Annotated in this window: 13 protein-coding genes and 2 pseudogenes; 7 read left to right on the top strand and 8 right to left on the bottom strand. The window is 59.1% G+C overall.

What is annotated here, in order from left to right; genetic code table 11:
* Nucleotides 1-20 precede the first annotated feature (20 nt).
* Entirely contained in the window at nt 21-1,202 is a 1,182-nt protein-coding gene (locus RFM40_RS25765; RefSeq protein ID WP_320278543.1) for a hypothetical protein, read from the top strand.
* Nucleotides 1,203-2,145: 943 nt separating this feature from the next.
* Nucleotides 2,146-3,276 (top strand): alpha/beta hydrolase, encoded by a 1,131-nt coding sequence (locus tag RFM40_RS25760; protein WP_320229109.1) that lies wholly within the window; start codon nt 2,146-2,148, stop codon nt 3,274-3,276.
* Between the two features lie 286 nt (nt 3,277-3,562).
* On the opposite strand, the pseudogene RFM40_RS33775 reads toward RFM40_RS25760, so the two are convergent.
* The 6 genes and pseudogenes from RFM40_RS33775 to RFM40_RS25735 form a co-directional block, all read right to left on the bottom strand.
* A pseudogene (locus RFM40_RS33775) lies at nt 3,563-3,682 on the bottom strand (helix-turn-helix domain-containing protein); the annotation flags it as partial.
* Nucleotides 3,683-4,278: 596 nt separating this feature from the next.
* Nucleotides 4,279-6,393: a DUF3363 domain-containing protein gene (locus RFM40_RS25755; protein WP_320229108.1), complete on the bottom strand. Its 2,115-nt coding sequence runs from the start codon at nt 6,391-6,393 to the stop codon at nt 4,279-4,281.
* 932 nt (nt 6,394-7,325) lie between these two features.
* Nucleotides 7,326-7,481, bottom strand: coding sequence for a hypothetical protein (locus RFM40_RS25750; protein WP_320229106.1), 156 nt, complete (start codon nt 7,479-7,481; stop codon nt 7,326-7,328).
* 85 nt (nt 7,482-7,566) lie between these two features.
* Nucleotides 7,567-8,283 carry a hypothetical protein gene (locus tag RFM40_RS25745; RefSeq protein ID WP_320229105.1) on the bottom strand — a complete coding sequence of 239 codons (717 nt, stop codon included), beginning with the start codon at nt 8,281-8,283 and terminating at the stop codon, nt 7,567-7,569.
* Nucleotides 8,284-8,427: 144 nt separating this feature from the next.
* On the bottom strand, nt 8,428-9,024 hold the full coding sequence (locus tag RFM40_RS25740; RefSeq protein WP_320229104.1) for a mobile mystery protein B: 597 nt from the start codon (nt 9,022-9,024) through the stop codon (nt 8,428-8,430).
* Nucleotides 9,021-9,482: a mobile mystery protein A gene (locus tag RFM40_RS25735; protein ID WP_320229103.1), complete on the bottom strand. Its 462-nt coding sequence runs from the start codon at nt 9,480-9,482 to the stop codon at nt 9,021-9,023. The genes RFM40_RS25740 and RFM40_RS25735 overlap by 4 nt, the downstream gene beginning before the upstream one ends.
* Nucleotides 9,483-9,985: 503 nt before the next feature.
* Here RFM40_RS25735 and RFM40_RS25730 point away from each other — a divergent pair.
* Both RFM40_RS25730 and RFM40_RS25725 read left to right on the top strand, forming a co-directional pair.
* On the top strand, nt 9,986-11,293 hold the full coding sequence (locus tag RFM40_RS25730) for an ATP-binding protein (RefSeq protein WP_320229102.1): 1,308 nt from the start codon (nt 9,986-9,988) through the stop codon (nt 11,291-11,293).
* A 34-nt stretch (nt 11,294-11,327) separates the two neighbouring features.
* Entirely contained in the window at nt 11,328-12,272 is a 945-nt protein-coding gene (locus RFM40_RS25725; protein WP_320229101.1) for a restriction endonuclease, read from the top strand.
* Between the two features lie 25 nt (nt 12,273-12,297).
* Here the strand turns inward: RFM40_RS25725 and RFM40_RS25720 are convergent, their stop codons facing one another.
* Together RFM40_RS25720 and RFM40_RS25715 are read right to left on the bottom strand one after the other, a co-directional pair.
* The gene (locus RFM40_RS25720) at nt 12,298-13,122 is read right to left on the bottom strand and encodes a DNA methyltransferase (RefSeq protein ID WP_320229100.1); all 825 of its coding nucleotides are present in this window, start codon (nt 13,120-13,122) and stop codon (nt 12,298-12,300) included.
* A gap of 12 nt (nt 13,123-13,134) precedes the next feature.
* On the bottom strand, nt 13,135-14,034 hold the full coding sequence (locus RFM40_RS25715; RefSeq protein WP_320229099.1) for a DNA methyltransferase: 900 nt from the start codon (nt 14,032-14,034) through the stop codon (nt 13,135-13,137).
* Between the two features lie 292 nt (nt 14,035-14,326).
* Between RFM40_RS25715 and RFM40_RS25710 the strand changes: the two are divergent.
* The 3 genes and pseudogenes from RFM40_RS25710 to RFM40_RS25700 all read left to right on the top strand — a co-directional run bounded on the left by RFM40_RS25710 (nt 14,327) and on the right by RFM40_RS25700 (nt 17,001).
* A pseudogene (locus RFM40_RS25710) lies at nt 14,327-14,781 on the top strand (Ros/MucR family transcriptional regulator).
* A gap of 147 nt (nt 14,782-14,928) precedes the next feature.
* Entirely contained in the window at nt 14,929-16,029 is a 1,101-nt protein-coding gene (locus RFM40_RS25705; protein ID WP_320229098.1) for a hypothetical protein, read from the top strand.
* 189 nt (nt 16,030-16,218) lie between these two features.
* Nucleotides 16,219-17,001, top strand: a complete 783-nt coding sequence (locus RFM40_RS25700) for a restriction endonuclease (protein WP_320229097.1) — start codon at nt 16,219-16,221, stop codon at nt 16,999-17,001.
* The last annotated feature ends 1 nt before the right edge of the window (nt 17,002 follow it).

Genomic DNA, 17,002 nt, shown 5'->3' with positions numbered 1-17,002 from the left:
ACCTCCGCTAGGAGGACGGCGTGACGAAAGCTGCAAGCCAAATCGGCGAGTATCTAGCCTCGCACGGCGCCCCGTTCTACGATCTACAGCTTCGCATCGGCCTTTTGCGACGCGACTCGCTGTGCGTAAGCCGCAGGGCCCTGATCCTTGTGGCAATGACATGGGGCGTGCCCCTGGTTCTCAGCGCGGTCGCAGGTCGCGCGCTCGGCCCCGCTGACCGGAGTCCGTTCCTGCTCGACATGATCGCGTGGGCGAGGTTCTTCGTCGCCGTCGGAGCCTTCGTCCTCGCTGAGCAGATGACTGAAGATGCGCACCGCGCCACCTTGCGACAATTCGAGCGCGCGCCGGTAATTGCGCCGAGTTCGATTGATGACGCTGTGAACGCCGTGCTCAGGGCTTGCCGGGGGCGGGATTCGCGGACTGCTGAGGCTGTCTGCCTGCTGCTGGCGTTGCTGATTTCCGTAGCTTCATACAGCCGTCTGACCAGCGTTCCGGGTTCCTCCTGGGCGGTGGAGGCATCGCCCGGCGAACACAATCGCCTTACGCTCGCCGCCTGGTGGTGCCTTATAGTCAGCGGCCCGATCTTCTGGTTCCTGCTGCTGCGCACCGTTTGGCGTGGATTTGTATGGTCAGAGCTGCTGAGGCGACTGGCGGGCTTGGAGCTGCGCCTGGTTGCCACGCATCCAGACGGAAATGGTGGCCTTGGGTTCGTTGGTCAGGTTCCCAATGCATACACGCTCTTCGTCTTCGCTGTGAGCTGCGTGGTCGGCGCGGCGCTAGCGCGCCACGGCCTCGACCAACAGCTCACTACAACAACGGCTACTGCGGTGATGGCAGGTTGGCTTCTGGTCGTCTTCGGACTGCTCTGCTTCCCGCTCACGGCGTTCTCCAACCCGCTCGCACGGCTGAAAAAGGAGACGCTCGCGGCGACCGGCGCGCAGGCGACGCAGTTTCATCGAGAGTGGGAACGAAAGACGCTTGGGCACAACATTGCCGCGGGAGAGACGGCCGAAGAGCAGGTCGATGTTGCCGATCCGTCTAAGCAGTTTGAAACCACGGGCAAGCTGTCGATCTGGCTCTTCAAACGCTCCACGCTGGTTCCTGTCGCTGTTGCCGCTTTGCTTCCGCTCGCCGCAGTTGCTGCAACACAGCTGCCCTATAAGGACGTCGCGATCATCTTGAAGAAGCTGCTCTTGCTGTGAGCACATACGCAGGAGCGTAACATGCCATGCTCCGGAGCCCGTATCGCGATGGCGCAAAATCCGTGACACCGGCCCGCCGTATCAACGTCGAAGCGAACGGTTTGTGCTGCCCCGTGTTACCTTGCACTATCTTGCCGACACGTGCTTGTGGCTTTGTAAGCAAATAGTCTAAGAAAACTTTCCTCGACAGTCGGTTCTTGCTTGTAGTCCTTGCGTTCTATGCGTTCCCCACATCGCGCGCTCGGGGCATAGCTCGAAATCGCGCGATTGAATAATGTCGGTTCTTGGGCGTACACGGGACATAGTGTATTGCCGAGAACTTTCTCTCGCATCGTCACACTATTCACGGTCACAAGACGCAAAAACCGTCTCGGTCAGATCGAGACGGTTAGCGTACTATGACAGACGTGGTTGCGGGAACACGCAACCTCCGACCGACACTCATTAGTCCTGGCAATTTGAGAGCCAAGCCAAGCCCTGTCTTTTAGCAGCTTGGGGAATGTGGTGGGACCGGCGGACTTTGGAATGGGGTTGCCGCCGCCTGGAAGACAAGGGCGGTTGTGGAAAACCATTCAACCGCAATGGGTCCAAGTTGGGTCAGATGGTGCACGGGAGTGCCAAAATGGCAAGTAAGACAAGGCTCATTTTCCCATCCACATCGATAGTCAAGAGACGCCGAGCCGAAGAAGTTTGCGTGCAGAGACCACAACGACCGTGCCACATCGCGCCGGCTTGCCGACCGCGATATCGAGCACACGTCGGGTCAATTTGAGAGAACCGGCTGGCCGGGTTAGCATTGCGCCTTTGGAGGGCAGCGAACGAACAAAGATATCCATGCTTCTAGACTTCCCGCCCCCTTGTACCTTAACCTCGTTTAGTACTTTCGCCCTTCTCTGCCACAATCAGACCGGCTAAGCTGTGCGTTCCACGGATCAGGAAGTGCATGGCGTCCATTCTTAGAATGCTCCTGCATCTCTCTGCGGTGCTGGCCTTGGCTACGAGCCTTGCGGCTTGTGCCAGTCGGCCGGGGCCCAGTCTGCTGCATCCGGTAGCGGGGACCACCGGCGTGGGAACGCCGATGAAAGTCCTTATGGCAACGACGCGCAAGCGGTCAAACGCCAACAACCAGGATTTCACCAGCAGTCGGAACTTCGGGCTGAGTTATGAACAGTATTCGATCTCGGTTCCCCCCAATCACGTGCCGGGCAAGATCGAATGGCCGAGTTCTCCACCAGGCGATCCCACCCGTAACTTCGTGGTGACCAGTGCCAGCCCGCTCGATGAGAGCGAATTCAACCGGGCGCTGTTCGGCGCCAAGAAGCGCGGCGGAGATGTCATCGTTTTCGTTCATGGTTACAACACCAACTACCAGGAGGCAGTCTATCGCGTCGGCCAACTCATAAAGGACAGCACCACCCCGAACATCGTAGTGGGCTTTGCCTGGCCTTCTCTCGGTACCGTCACCGGCTATGTCGCCGACCGCGAGGCGAGCACCTATTCGCGCGACTATTTCGAGGAATTCCTCAACGACCTCGCGCGCGCGCCGGGCGTGAGGCGCATCCACATCGTCGCCCATTCCATGGGTAATTGGCTGACAGTCGAGACCCTGCGCCAGGCCAAGATACGCGGCCGTTCTGGCTTCCTGCCCAAGCTCGGTGAGGTCTTGCTTATGTCGCCGGACATCGATGTCGACGTCTTCCGCACCCAACTCGACGTGATCGGCAAGCTGAACCCACCGATTACCGTGGGCGTTTCACGCGATGACCGCGCGCTCCGCATCTCCCGGCGCCTGGCAGGCGGCGTGCCGAGAGTAGGCGCCGTGCTGGTCAGCAATCCTCAGGCTCAGGATGCAATCAAGCACTATGGCCTACGCGTGATTGACATGTCGGACAGCAAGAGCATTGATTCCATGCACCATAGCAAATTCGTGTCGATCCTGCCGGCGCTGAGGGAGGTTACCAGGAACGATTCGATGGTGGCTGCAGGCAACCCGATCTCGCGCACCGGCGTGTTTGTCGTGGATACCGCCGGCACGGTCCTGACCGTGCCGCTGGAAGCGGTCGCCGGACAATAGGGTGCTTACGCTTTTCGAAAAGCTGTTGGTTGCCAGCGATATGGCCTCCTCTGGCGGCGGATCCGAGCTGAGATTGCTGCTGTCGACGAGAAATGGCCGCTCAACGCGGTTATGTCTGCGATGACGCCAACGTGCGCCTTCCAGTCGGTAGCGATGCTGCGCCCGCTGGCGCACCAGTTTCGCCATGTTCGCCGCATTTGCTTCGACGGTTCGGGGTCGGGCTATGAACAATCACCAGCCTGCCATGACCGCCCTCTCTCAGCGAATTTGCAGAACTCTCAGCACACTACCTTCTGAGGCCGGCAGCCGCCAGCGCCCGATATACCGACCCTCGCCCTATTCCGAAAGAGGCGGCGATCTCCGATACGGTCTTCTGCTGCCGAAACAGGGCGACCGCCTCACCCGCCTTTGCCCGTTCTGTCGGCTTTCGCCCTTTGTATTCTTCGCCGCCTTCGGCTTGACTATACTCCGTCCATGCAGACCATCGACAAGGTCGCCCAGGGTGCGCGTGTTGTGCGCTAGGCGATCAATCTTCGTGATCGCCAGCGTATCGCCCTAGGAACCTCAGGGCGCGGTCGAATTCCTTTCGATCCCCTAGAGCCGACAGAGTCAAATACGCCCAAAAAAGTCAATATCGACCTTATTGGACGCAATGTGGGCTGCGGTTCAGGACGTCTGAAAAAGCCTGCCCATGTGGACGTGCTGCTTTCAATGATTGCCCAAAGGCGAAGCTGGTCGGGGTTGCAGAGCTCACGGGCGCGGCGCTAGGACATGCCGTTTCAATACGGCAGCCACGCCTGAATAACGGCCGCGCCTGAGCCGCCGCGCCGATGAACGGGGCTTTTCAGGATCATCGTCAGGTTCACCGAACGACGGCATTGAGGCGCGAAGCTGCCGTTCGTTCGTGGAAGACGTACGTCGTCCTCGAATCGGAAGAGCGCTTTCGTCGGGCCGCTAACGACGCATCGTCTGGCTGACATTTACCTGGGTAGGCCGCAACGCTCAAAGCCCCATCCCGCGCTTCCTGCCAAAGCTCAACTCGATACTACCGCTGTCACGGGCCATGCCGGTAATGTGCTGGCCGATGCGCTTTTCTAGCGCTGGCTGCCAAGGCACGAGCTGGAAGCCGACACCGTCGTCAATCATGGCAAAACGGCCGGAGGCGAGATTAGCCGTCCCGACCAGCCGGCCGCTGACATGCTCGCCAGTCTGAGCCTTGATAAAGCTCAGCCCGAGCTCGGCCGCCATCATACGGCCGACGCGGGCGACCTCGGCCTGCTCGAGTCGCTGCAGCAGGTCCTTTGACGCTCGGATGCGCCCGTCGTCCAGGCGTGTGGCATGGCCCATGTCGACGAGGCTTTGGCGACGCCTGTCCATTGCGTCACTGACGTCCCGACCAAACCCGACTTGTGCCAGCGGTGTCCGGTTTGCCGAGGCCAACTCTCGATCGAGCCAGGTCGCGCCGTCGCTCGTCACCTGGTTGTCAAGGTCGAGGAAGCTGAGCGTGCGGACAGTAAAATCCCTGCCCCGGTTGCGAGCGTCATAGGCAGCACCTTGTTCGGCGATGTCCTTGGGTATCTTCCAGCGGTCGGCATCGATCCGCTCGACAATGCCGGCCCGCCGCAGCGCTTCGAGCCGGCGTACATGAGAGCGGATGAAAGCATCGGGATCACCATTCATGCGCTCGATCCGCGATCGGGCTGCGTTGAGATGCTCGCTCGGCTGGTAGATGCCGCCGTGCTCTGCTGCCAGGTCGCGGATGCTGAGATCGGCGGCGCGAGGTTCAGCCTTTGTCGAAACCGGCTCAAGGGCAACGATGTGGCCGCGCCGGACCTCGTCGAGCTTGGTGTCATCTCCGGTCTCGACATAGTGGCTGCGTCCGTCGACGCCATCGATGACAAGATAGAGCCCGCCATCCAGTTCGTCCGCGGCGAGCCCTTTGGCCAGCACTCGTCCTATCACCGGCTCGGTGATGTCCTTGCCATGGGTGACATATTGGCTGGGGCCACGCTCGTCGGCGATGCCATGGTCGGCGAGTGCCTGGTGCATGGTCTTGATGATGTCGTTGCGCGTGCCGAGATCGCGCAGGACGTGCTCGGCATCATCGGCAATCATCCAGCGTCCTGGTCCGGTCTCCGAGGCGAGGCCGAAATGTTCCAGGCGCTTTGCCCGGTCGATCAGCAGATGGCGATTGGCGCGCAGCGTGTAGCTCTCGCTTGCGCCGGGCCTGAGGTCGACCAAGCCGCGCCCTTCCTGCTCTGCCAGCAGCATCCGGTCGAGGCGGGTCAGCCGTTCTGCTTCCACCTCTGCTCTCAGTTTTTGGGCGATGTCGATCTCGGTCTGCGGGCCGAGCTCCAGCGTCACCAGCTCGCCGGCGCGATGGCGGATGCCTTTGGCGATATAGTCACCAGCGATGTTGAGCACCTTGCCCTGAATGGTGACACCGCGCACCAGGACATGGGTGTGGGGATGACCGGTGTTGTGGTGGTCGACGGCGATCCAGTCGAGCCGGGTTCCAAGATCGCTTTCGATCTGTCGAATGAGATCACGGGTGAAGGAGCGCAGGTCCGCCATCTCGACGGCATCCTCTGGCGCGACGATGAAGCGGAACTGATGCCGGTCGCCCCGGCAGCGCTCGACGAACGCCCTGCCCTCGTCGCTGTCGCGACCGTCCTCGGGCGCAGAATAGACGCGGCCCCTCTCGCCGTCGCGCGCCACCCCGTCGCGCTCAAGATAGCGGATATGCGCATCGACCGCCCGGATTGAGACGGCACGCAGCTTCGGGCCGCGCGCGCCACGTGACGAGACAAACCTGACCACGCGAGCCTTGACCATGACCCGCCGCGCCCGGAAGCGGCTGCTACCCCCTTCCCGGCCCAACCCACCACCCTCGCTGAGCAGGCCTGCGGCAATGCCGGCGCCACGGCCCCTGGTGTTAAACCGGCCGCCGCCTTTGCTCGCCGCCGAACCACTGATCCCGCCAGGGTTACCGCCGGCCTTGCGTACGGCGATCTTCACCTGCGTCGTGAACGGCAGCGAGCGTGGATTAACGCGCGTGCCGCCGCTTCGCACCCGCCCCGGTCTGACGCGGAAATCTCTGTCGTTGCGATCAACCATGGCGGCAGGATCGGTGGCGGATTGAGGCTCTGCAAGGCGATTCAAACGCTTATCGCGCTCCAGCGTGCAAAGACAGGCGGTGTCGCGGAAACGGCGGATCACACATTGCGGGGGCATGGCGAATTTGCGAGCACCACTAGTGCGTTGCCAGCAATGCAGCCATCGCTCACACATCTCAAAGTCCTACTAGATCTCCGTTTTCGCAGGCGAAAATAATGTGCAGACCACAACTTACCGAGCACAGCGAGGCGCGAGCGCTAGCTTGTTTTATCCTGCCATCGTCCGGTCGTGTGTGGTCGTGCTTTGCTAGACTTCATGCTCATCGTCATAAATCATCTATTCTGCGATAGTATACGAATCTATTCTCTTGGCTACGATCCCGCATTTTGGCGTCGAGTCCCGATGCGCTGTGCAGTCTTCCGCGCTCTGCGACGGCGTGTTCCGACTGCACGAAAGCAGCGCTCGAATCATCGCGGCGCACTCTTCCATCGGACTGACGGAGCATCGTCACAAGCAATCGAGCGCGGTCCGGCCGTCTCGCGATCGGTGCGCTCGCAGGCATGACAACGTGCGTTCCGTCGTTCCTAGTCTGCATCGGTCCTCATCCGCCGGAGCGGATCTCCTTTGTCACAGTTGGCGCCGTCACCTTGGGGCTGCCACGCGTTTGAACTGTCGCCGCACCGCTCATCGATGCGCACCCAGAAACTTGCCGGCGTTGCCATGCGCGAGTTGCGCGGTGTCGACCGCGGCTGTCGCCGGATCGCCGACGTAGAACGTGCCGCCGCTGCAGAGCGCGTGCATGATCACCGCTAGCTTGCGCGCTACTGCAATGCAGCCTTGCGCTGATCAGGTGCGTTACGGCGATCGGTTGGGCCCCAGCTCTTGAGCTTGTCCCTGCCCTTGAAGAGCGTCAGCATTCCCGATGCCGCCGCTTAGAGCGCGCGACTGTACATCCGCATAGCCCCTTCGATATCCGCGCCCTGGACGTCGATCGTGAAAGCGGGCTGCCAGCGCCGCGACGTCAGCCCGAAGTAGGCCCCCACGCCACGTAAGCGGCAGAAGCGCGACGGACCGTAGACCGCGGTCATGGACGAGAGCCGTCATCTGGTCGACCCCGGGGATGGCCACGAAGCCCCGACACGGCTGGCTGCGCGCCACCATTTTTGCGACCAATCATGCTGCCGGAAACGGATAAAAGGTCGCCATCCAGCATTGCTTGAGCCGGGCGAAAGCGCGGCGGCTCGGAAGGCTCTGGCTCCAATCGGCCGGAAAGAAGAGGTTGAGCTGTTCGCCGACTTGCACCGCAAGGCGCCCCGTCTCCGAGATTACTGCTTCGATCGTCGTCGCTTCCACAAAGGGTCCGATGACCGCGTCACCGTCGCTCTGCGGCCGCATCATGAGAGCGGATTTCATGGTGGGGTGGCCGGCGAGTTGGGAGAACATTTTGTAAGTTTTGAAGCGCTTTTGGCTTGTGAAGCCGTCCCGAGCGTCGAGCGCCTCGCGCACCTTCACTGGCCCGAAATCCTTCAGGCGCGCCCTTTCATCGGCAACACGCCAACGCTCAATAAGGCTCCGATCGCCCGCAAAATAATCAATGAGGAAGACTGTCTCGAGCACGTCGCGCATTATAAGTGCGCTGTTCTGGCTGTAACCGGAGAGCGCGAGTTTTAAGCTGGCACCGAACGCGTTGAAGATACGCATTCCTAGGATTTGAATTACCTTGAGGTCTTCGTCCGCCGTGTCGAACTGGCGGAGCACATCAGCGAGATCCATGGCCGCCTCGGTGATAGCCAAATGCAGCTGCAACCGCTCATCCGCGGAAATGATGCCAACAGCCTTGCCACGCAAAAATTCCTCGCCTTGGTAAAGACTGATCAGCTTGGGCGGCATGGCGTCGGACGTGCTAGACATGGGTGGCGAAGAGTTTGGAAGACCGTTTCGGTGAACATCAGATCATATATTCAGGTGCAAGCAGAGATCTCTTCGAATGGAGGGCTACTCTCGCAGCTACAGAAGACCAAGAAAGCACACTGATTACGACCGGGCGAACTCCAGGAGCGGCCCCATGTCGTGGTTATCAGCCGCCCTCAAGGCCGCGATATAGCGGGTGCGCAGTTCGCCGGTATCGGCAAGATTGCCTTCGCCCCAGCTGAACGGCTCGCCCCCGAGCGCCTCGATGAGCAGGTCAGCCATCAGCCGTGAATGGCGACCGTTGCCGTTCGGAAACGGATGGATCGAAACCAACTGATGGTGCAGCCGCACGGCTATTTCATCAGGCGAATACGTTTCGTGCTCTATCCAGTAACGCACATCATCGAAGAGCGCCGCCACCTCCATCGGTATCCGGTAGGCGTCGATACCTATATTCCGCGCAGTCCGGCGAAAGGTGCCGGCCCATCTCCACACCTCGCCGAACATCCGCTTGTGCAGTGCCAGCGCGAAGCCGACGTCTAGCAGGACGGCCGGCTTGCGCCCGCGTCCGCCGCGCGCCCAGGCCGCGCCCTTGATGATATTCTCCTGCTCGGCTTCGTTGAGATCGCTGCGGTGTGTGATCCAGCTTTGCAGGAGCCCTTCGCGCTCCTCCGGCTCCAGCGGCGTTGCGTCTTCCGGCTCCTGGAAAAGGTCTGTCACGGCTCGTTCCACAAGTCGCGATCCTTGAGGACATCGCGGATATAGGCCTCGATACGAGCCTCCATTCCGGCATCGCCGGTCTCCTGCGCCTCTAACCGCATCGTATGGGCGACACGTTGAAGAGCGCGGATTGCGATTTTCCGGGCGCGCTGATGGACCGCGTTCTCGAGCGAGCTGTTCGGAACGAGCGCGTAGACCAGGGTGCAGTCCATCGCTTCGGCGGCGCGGCGCAGCGTGCTGAGCTGGACAGAACCGCTCGCTTCGGATTTCTCGATGGCTTCGACCGTCTGCGGGCGCACGCCAAGCCTCGCGGCGAGCTGAACGCCGGTCATGCCGATCGCGTCGCGGATCGCGCGCATCCAGCCTTTCGGTGGCGGGCGGAAGCGGTCTTCCGGCTTGAGGACGGAAAGCCTCTCATCGAGGCGAAGCCTGGCGCGTTGGCGCGTATCTCTTTTCATATTGAAGCCTGATTTTGGTTACAGCCGATCAGTCTATATCATGATCACTTCGGTAGCAAGATCATGTTATAATCTGATTTTTAAAAATGGTGTCAGGCTACGGCTTGGTTGATGAATGCGCGAATCCATAGTTCAGAACCCGGTTGCCTCGGCCGTGTGGTCTCCGGAATGACCATTGTCATCCGGCCAAAGACATCCGGGCCCGTCAGCCTTTAATTGGAACCCGGAAAACTTTAGCTGGTCGAATTAAGTGAGCGGCAACGTGATAGCCGACCCAATTCTCTCCGCTTCTCTCCACTGCCTATATTTGCGCCAGCGAAGAGGGTCGTCATCCGCATCAGCAACAAGGGTCAGGCGCTTGAGGTCCAGCCCGAGCAGTTTGTCTCCGTGCTCCAGGTCTAACTGCGTCGCATATGCGGTAGGGCTGTGCTGATGACGCTTAATGTTTGGGCTATCGGGGAGCCAGCTTTTCAGACCGGCAGGTGCGCGTGTAAATTGGTTGGATGGCGAATCACATCAGGGGGCTGCGCGCCGTTCTGGCGCCGTCAGAACATGATTTCGGCGTAGCACTGGGTAAGGTGTTGTCGCCGTCCCAGCCGCTGCATTCAGAAGAGTTCCTGCGCGGACGCGAGGAGCAACTCGCAGGCATCAAGCGCGCCCTTTATCAATCCGGTCGGCACGTACTGATCCATGGCCTGCGCGGCGTTGGCAAGTCGTCGCTGGCGCAGACTGCCGCCTATGGTCTCTCCTTAGGCATGGACCCGATAATCATTGGATGTGATAACAAGAGCAGCTTCGGTAACGTCATTCGGGAAATCTTCGACGAAGCCGTGAACAAGAACCCAACCATCGAGAAGAAGGTCAAGGAGGTCGGGGGCGGCTTCACGAGACTGGGCATCAACATCGGAGGCAAGGTCACCACCCACGAGGCTCAGGCGAGCGAGCCGGGTTCGGTGAACGAGGCCGTCAGGCTTGTCCAGTTCCTGTGCGAGTCCTTCTCGGCGAACCCTGTCTTCGTCATCGACGAGTTCGACCAGATAGGCAGCAAGGACGAGCAGGAGTTCTTCGCCAACTTCATCAAGCAGATATCGGACCGCCACGTTCCAGCTAGGTTCATCTTTTGCGGCATCGGCGAAAGCGTTGATGCCCTGATGGCCGCGCACGGCAGCGCCGACCGCTATTTCCACACCGTGGGACTTGGGCAGCTTCCCTGGGAGGCGCGGTTCGAGATCGTTACGGGGGCCGCGGAGCGGCTCGGCATCGAGACCGAGGAGAACACCGTCGTCCGGATCGCGCGCATCAGCGACGGGTTCCCGTACTATGTCCACTTCATCTCGGAAAAACTGTTCTGGCGCGTGTTCGAGGCCGAGAATGATGGCATTGTCACGCCGGAGCTGTTCGAGTTGGCGATGTCGGATGCGGCCGAGGCGATGGACATGAAATTGAAGGGTCCGTACGAAACGGCCACTCAAAAATACAATAATGACTACGAGGCAGTGCTTTGGGCGGCCGCAGACGGCCATGAGTTGCGCCGGCGAAGCACCGATATCTACGAGTCCTACCAGCGGATCATGAGGGAGCGCCCGCAGGAAACACTCGACCGCGACAAGTTCAACCAGCGCATTAACAGCCTCAAGCAGCCGAGCCACTCCACCATTCTAACCGGCACGCGCCAGGGATGGTACGAGTTCACCGAAAAGATGATCCGGGGCTATGTCAGGCTCCGTGCCGAGCAAGCGGGCGCTTTGCTCGAGGTGGACCATCCTGCCCTGAAGAGCAGGGTCAAGCCCAACTTGCTCGCAGGACGATGATCAGGACAATGCCGCAGCAAGAATCGGCGGTTAGATGACTGGCATCGCGATGACCGCTCCAGATTCTGGTGCCACGGTTCCCGACTATCAAAGCTTGATGCTGCCAGTATTAAAAGCCGCCGCCGTCGGCGAACAGCGCATCGGCGCCGTGGCGCAGCGCCTTGCCGACGATCTGGGCCTCAGCGACGTAGCGCGCGCAGCACTGCTGGCGTCAGGTCGCCAGACGATCTTCACGAACCGCGTCCACTGGGCAAAGACCTATCTCGCCAAGGCAGGGTTGGTCGAAGCCACAAAGCGCGGCCACTTCCGCCTGACCCCGCGTGGGGCGGACGTGTTAGCCTCCAATCCAGATCGGATAGACAACCGGTTTCTAAGTCGGTTCGACGAATTCCGGCAGTTCACCAATCGGGCGAACGAGGCTGATGCCATCGCAAGCGCAGCTATCGACGACCCTATCGGCCAGACGCCAGATGAAATCATGCGCGCAGCACATCGGCGTATCGACGCCGCTCTTGCCGAGGATCTGCTCGACCGAGTGTGCGCCGCGCCCCCCGATTTCTTTGAACGGCTGATCGTAAATCTTCTTCTGGCAATGGGCTACGGTGGCTCAGCAGCCGATGCCGGACGCGCACTTGGCCGCAGCGGGGACGACGGTGTAGACGGCGTCATCGATCAAGACGCCTTAGGCCTTGACCGAGTTTACATCCAGGCTAAGCGGTATACGGCCGGCAACAGCGTGGGATCAGGTGCGATCCGCGACTTCTTCGGTAGCCTAGATCGGCACAAGGCCGCCAAAGGAATCTTCGTAACGACATCGACCTTTACCGAGAGCGCCCACGAAACAGCCGATTATCTGAGCAAACGCATCGTGCTTATCGACGGCGAGCAACTGACTCGCCTGATGATTCGCTACAATGTCGGCTGTCGCGTCGAAGAGATTCTACACGTCAAAAAAATCGACGAGGATTTCTTCGAATAAGAGCAAAGATGCCGGTGGCAGCGCTTTAGCTTCGTTTCGCTCGATGCCTTCGACCCGGCTGGGGATGTGACAAAAGCGGTTCGCCCAGCGGCAACGAAGGCTGGACCTTTGAAGTTTTGCCCCCCGCGATTGGCATTGGTGGAAGCTCAGGCTGTCGCCGGAGATCATCAGGAGATGGCCGCTTTGCCGGCTGCTTCCGGGCGACGGCGCGCGCTGCCTGGGCAGATGCGACGATATTAAGGGCGGTCAAAATTCCGAGATTTGGTCCGCGTATCAGATCGGCAGCGGTCACGATTTGGATTCGTGGTCGATCGCCGCCTGGAAGATTGATGCGCCCAAACCCGTGAGCTTCAGACTTCATATCTTTCGTCGGCTCGTCTACGCATACGAAAATGCCGATATCGGCCTGCTCCCTCTGCACAACGGCGCAAAGGGATCTGATCATGTCCGGTCCAACATGGCGACCAGCTTTGACGGACACTAAGCCGCGGCCATAGCTCTGTGAGCCGGTTTGAAACACGATCTCGCCGTCTATGCCCCCGTCGGCGCCTTTTCCGCGAGATTGTCCTCCAACGCGACCTACGGCCCATTGCTGAAACGTGTATGGATCATGCGCAGCAAGCTTTCTCGCCGACATCTCATCCGCAGGGATACCATTCAACTTATACGATGCAGCTGGAAGCCATGTTTTGAACCGATCTTCGATCACTTGGATCGCAAGGTAGGTTATGTCGATCCCGATCCACGAGCGTCCTAGCTTCTCCGCCGCGTGGATAGCGGTCCCGCAACCGCAAAAAGGATCCAATACGACGTCGCCGCGATCTGACGACGTGGAGATTATCCGTTCCAAAAGGGCAAGCGGCTACTGAGTAGGGTAGCCGAGCGCTTCTTTCGAGCGGTTATTGATGATCGGAATGTCGGTCCAAATTTCCTGCACCGGCACGCCGGGCATTTCATCTAGATAGCGCTTGAGCTGTGGAACTGCCCCCGGACGTGTCTGCACTATGCGACCCTCGTCGATCAGAGCGGCCATCTTCGCCTTCGAGTATCGCCAGTACCGGGTTACCCCCATGACCTCATAGGAGGGATTGCCTTTTTCGGCACCGCCCGGGCCTTGGATGTTGTCCAGCCGAAACCGCCGACCGTCCGGGTCCAGTCGCCGATAGTCTCGATCCATGTATTCATCTGAGTATGGAGTATACTGCACATTGAAAACGCGGTCTGAGGAGCGGGCATAGAATAGCAAGGTATCGGAGTTGCGCCCGAAGTGTTTGGCCCCTTGGCGACCGTCACTGTGAGCGTGCGATCGTTTCCAAGAGATATGATTGACGAACCCTTCGCCCTTGAAGATCGCATCCATCAAGATCTTGAGGTAGTGGCAAGCAGTCGGATCGCAGTGGAGATAGATCGAGCCCGTCGATCTCAAAATGCGGCGCAGCTCGACCAAGCGAACTGCCATCATTGCGAGGTAAGCCATCATATCGCTACGCCCCAGAAATGACTGTAGCGCACGGAGCATATTGAACGTTGTGATGTCTTCGCGGCTCAGGTCATCGAGAGCTTTCGACGCGCCGTCTTCCCAGCTCCACGTATCCTCGAACGCTTTGACCTGCGCGTCTCCACCCACTGGTGTCTTATACAGGATGTTGTAGGTTGCGTTTGAATTGAACGGCGGATCCAGATACACGAGGTCTATGCTCTCAGACGGTATTTGCTCCCTCAAGACGTTCAGATTGTCCCCAAACCACAGTTGATTGGCCATGGTTATCCCTCTATCGGCAGGAAATGCTTATCACCATCTCCCTTCTATTGTGTTAACCATGAAAAACTGCGCCCCGGATAGAGGCAGCGCCTCGACATGATCGAGACGGTCGCCCCTTCATGAATGTTGTCTCCGACGTCTGAGAGGGCAAATATGCGAACGGTAACTGATCGATCCAACATCGGGGCGATGACTTGCTGAGAGGCGCCGCTATCTATCTCGACATAAATTGAAATTGCTGTACACGATGGCTGGGAGGTAGGGTGCAGATCCAAAACCCAGGAGTGAATACTTGAGCGAAGCAATCGAACCTGAAACCGCTGATCTTGTTGGACTGACGGCGGATATTGTCTCGGCATACGTAAGCAAGAACGCAGTTCCCGTCTCCGGACTGTCCGAACTCATTGCTTCGATTCATTCGTCTCTGTCCGGCATCGGTCAGCCAACCGTGGCTGAGCAGCCGAAGCAGGAGCCGGCGGTAAACCCGAAACGATCAGTATTCCCAGACTACATTATCTGCTTGGAAGATGGGAAAAAATTCAAATCCCTGAAGCGCCATCTTGGCGTTCACTACGGACTGACACCCGACGAGTACCGTGAGAAGTGGGATTGAAGCCCGAATATCCGATGGTTGCGCCTAACTACGCGGCTCAACGATCAGCGCTGGCGAAATCATCAGGCCTTGGGCGCAAGGCTCAGCCAACCCTAGCCAAGAAGGCGCCAGCCAAACGGAAGGCTAAGGCTTAGCGATGGGATGAGGGCTGGCCTCGGCAAACTGACAAGCCTTCTCCCGTCGTTTCAGAAATAGTGGCACGCCACCAGCTGCGCATGACAGACCTTGCCAGTGGGGTCCGTAGTCGACCAGCGCCGAATCCATGAAGGCTGGACCAAACCATGATTAATGTTCCCAAACTCACGCGCGAGCAAGTTGCCAGGCTCTGGAAGCGGCAGGAAGAACGCCAAGCGCAAGAGCGCGAATCCCTTCGTCAGGCCGTTGCTTCGAGCCAAGTGCCACTGCCGGAAGAGCTGGCGCAAGCCGTCATCGAACAAAATAGCCGTCATACCCGCACGATTATGCGAGGCCATTCGGGCTATGCGCTTGCGGAGCGGCGGGATTCTTTTTTGACCAGCCTCGCCATTATGGAGCAATGCCTCCAGGATTTGCTGGTCGCGATCAACGTTTTTGAGAACGCGGCACTTTCGAAAGAGTCGAACTATTTTGCACCTGGCGGCGAGGACGAATCCGGCAGGACCGAGCGCAGGATCCAAAAGGAGTTATTTGCCACGGCGAACGCCGCAGCGTCGTTGGTCGACCATGGGCGGCGCGTCCACAAGCTTCAGCCACTCCCCGGCTACGTTGACAAGCGTGTTGAATGTTTCGGGACTGACGGCTTGCATGAGTTCGTCATTGGCCTGCGAGTTATTCTTCACCACCTGCACGCGGTACAACCGGGATGGCTTATCGAGGGCACGAGCCGTGCAACGTTCGTCTTTAGTAAGGATGTTCTGCGGCGTGCAGTGGAATCTTCCTCGGGCGGCTTTGGCGCAGGTATCACCGCTCTCAAAGCCTACATCGACGCGTCTCCAGCCGAGCTCGATCTCCGCGAGGTATTCCTCGACTACCGCGCCCGCATGGCTGCATTTAACGGCTGGATGAAAAGGGAGCTGCAAGCCGACACCTTGGTAGCGTTGCGCGATTATGATGCCCTCAACAAACGAAAGGCGATCGCAGATCAGCGCACGTTCTGGAAGGCCCTGACCGGCAACTGGCTGCGAAACTGGAAAATACCACCGGACCCACACGCTCACTTGCCGAGATACCTCACACCGCCCCAGCTCGATGAAGTCTATAAGCTGCCCCGGAATTCAAAGGAGCAGGTCGATCTGGTTATCCAGTGCATGGACAAGGACGGGATTGTGGATGACGGCTTGCGGGCGGATGGGTATGAACTGTTTGCGCGCTCGCCGCCACCTCCAGGTGAACCGTCTAGTTGACGGTACTACGTGCTTCGGGGTGGATGCAGTCTACATAGCGTGTGACCGTCACACCGCTGTCATTGCTCTCTGATTTTCGCACAAGCAATCGAACGCATTAGAGAAATACTGGCACATATCATGTAAACCCTTTGCGCTCAGAGGCTTCTCGTCCCCTATAAGGCGGGCTGGAGACAACGGTGAACAGCGATGCCCTTGATTACCTCACAGATACCTGAGAGTTGGGAACAGCTCGAACTTCTGGTGACAGCTATACTGAGTGAGTGCGGGATGGAGGCCCGGCGCCAGATAGCGCTGGACCTTCCTCGTGGAACTGTCGATGTGGATGTGTTGGCAGAAGAAAATGTCGACGGCATCATCCACAGGACGATCTGCGAATGTAAAAATTGGCAGCACAACATCCCAAAGGATGTCGTTCATGCTTTTCGAACAGTGATGCAGGAGACCGGGGCTCACCGGGGCTACATTGTATCGAAAGTTGGCTTTCAATCCGGGGCGATCCTCGCTGCGCATTCCACGAACATCGAGCTTGTGACGTTCGCTGAATTTCAAGAAAAACACTTCGAAAAGTGGATTAAGACCCAACTCTGGGCCATCGAAGAGGAAATAGGCGCTTTCAACACCTATTATGAACCATTGGGGCCACCGGGCTACAGCAAGCTGGCGAACGACGAAGAGAGAGCGGCCTACGACGCCGTTTTCGAGAAGTACGCCTTCGCGGGCCTCATGTTGCAGCCATTCTCGCCCTATTTGCGAATCGCTCGTCCCTATCCTCTGCCGCCGCTTCCATTCAATGTTGCCGAGATAGAAGCACGCGGCCTAATTGTACCCGATGATATCAAGGTCGCAGCTGCATATCGCGAGTTCTTTCGGCTCCTGGTTGCCCACGCCAAGAAAGGGCTCGCGGCTCTCCGCGCGGTCAACCCTATCACGCGCGGAACACCGTCAGAATCGGTCACTCGCGATGACTAGA

The organism is Mesorhizobium captivum, from assembly GCF_033977165.1.
GTDB lineage: Bacteria > Pseudomonadota > Alphaproteobacteria > Rhizobiales > Rhizobiaceae > Mesorhizobium > Mesorhizobium captivum.
This window is presented reverse-complemented; position numbering and strand designations above follow the sequence as displayed.

Bases quoted from the DNA above. Each gene is read 5' to 3' on its own strand.
- RFM40_RS25745 (WP_320229105.1), bottom strand. From the start codon at position 8,283: ATGCCGCCCAAGCTGATCAGTCTTTACCAAGGCGAGGAATTTTTGCGT.
- RFM40_RS25700 (WP_320229097.1), top strand. From the start codon at position 16,219: ATGCCCTTGATTACCTCACAGATACCTGAGAGTTGGGAACAGCTCGAA.
- RFM40_RS25715 (WP_320229099.1), bottom strand. From the start codon at position 14,034: ATGGCCAATCAACTGTGGTTTGGGGACAATCTGAACGTCTTGAGGGAG.
- RFM40_RS25735 (WP_320229103.1), bottom strand. From the start codon at position 9,482: ATGAAAAGAGATACGCGCCAACGCGCCAGGCTTCGCCTCGATGAGAGG.
- RFM40_RS25760 (WP_320229109.1), top strand. From the start codon at position 2,146: ATGGCGTCCATTCTTAGAATGCTCCTGCATCTCTCTGCGGTGCTGGCC.
- RFM40_RS25705 (WP_320229098.1), top strand. From the start codon at position 14,929: ATGATTAATGTTCCCAAACTCACGCGCGAGCAAGTTGCCAGGCTCTGG.
- RFM40_RS25725 (WP_320229101.1), top strand. From the start codon at position 11,328: ATGACTGGCATCGCGATGACCGCTCCAGATTCTGGTGCCACGGTTCCC.
- RFM40_RS25755 (WP_320229108.1), bottom strand. From the start codon at position 6,393: ATGGTTGATCGCAACGACAGAGATTTCCGCGTCAGACCGGGGCGGGTG.
- RFM40_RS25750 (WP_320229106.1), bottom strand. From the start codon at position 7,481: ATGACCGCGGTCTACGGTCCGTCGCGCTTCTGCCGCTTACGTGGCGTG.
- RFM40_RS25730 (WP_320229102.1), top strand. From the start codon at position 9,986: ATGGCGAATCACATCAGGGGGCTGCGCGCCGTTCTGGCGCCGTCAGAA.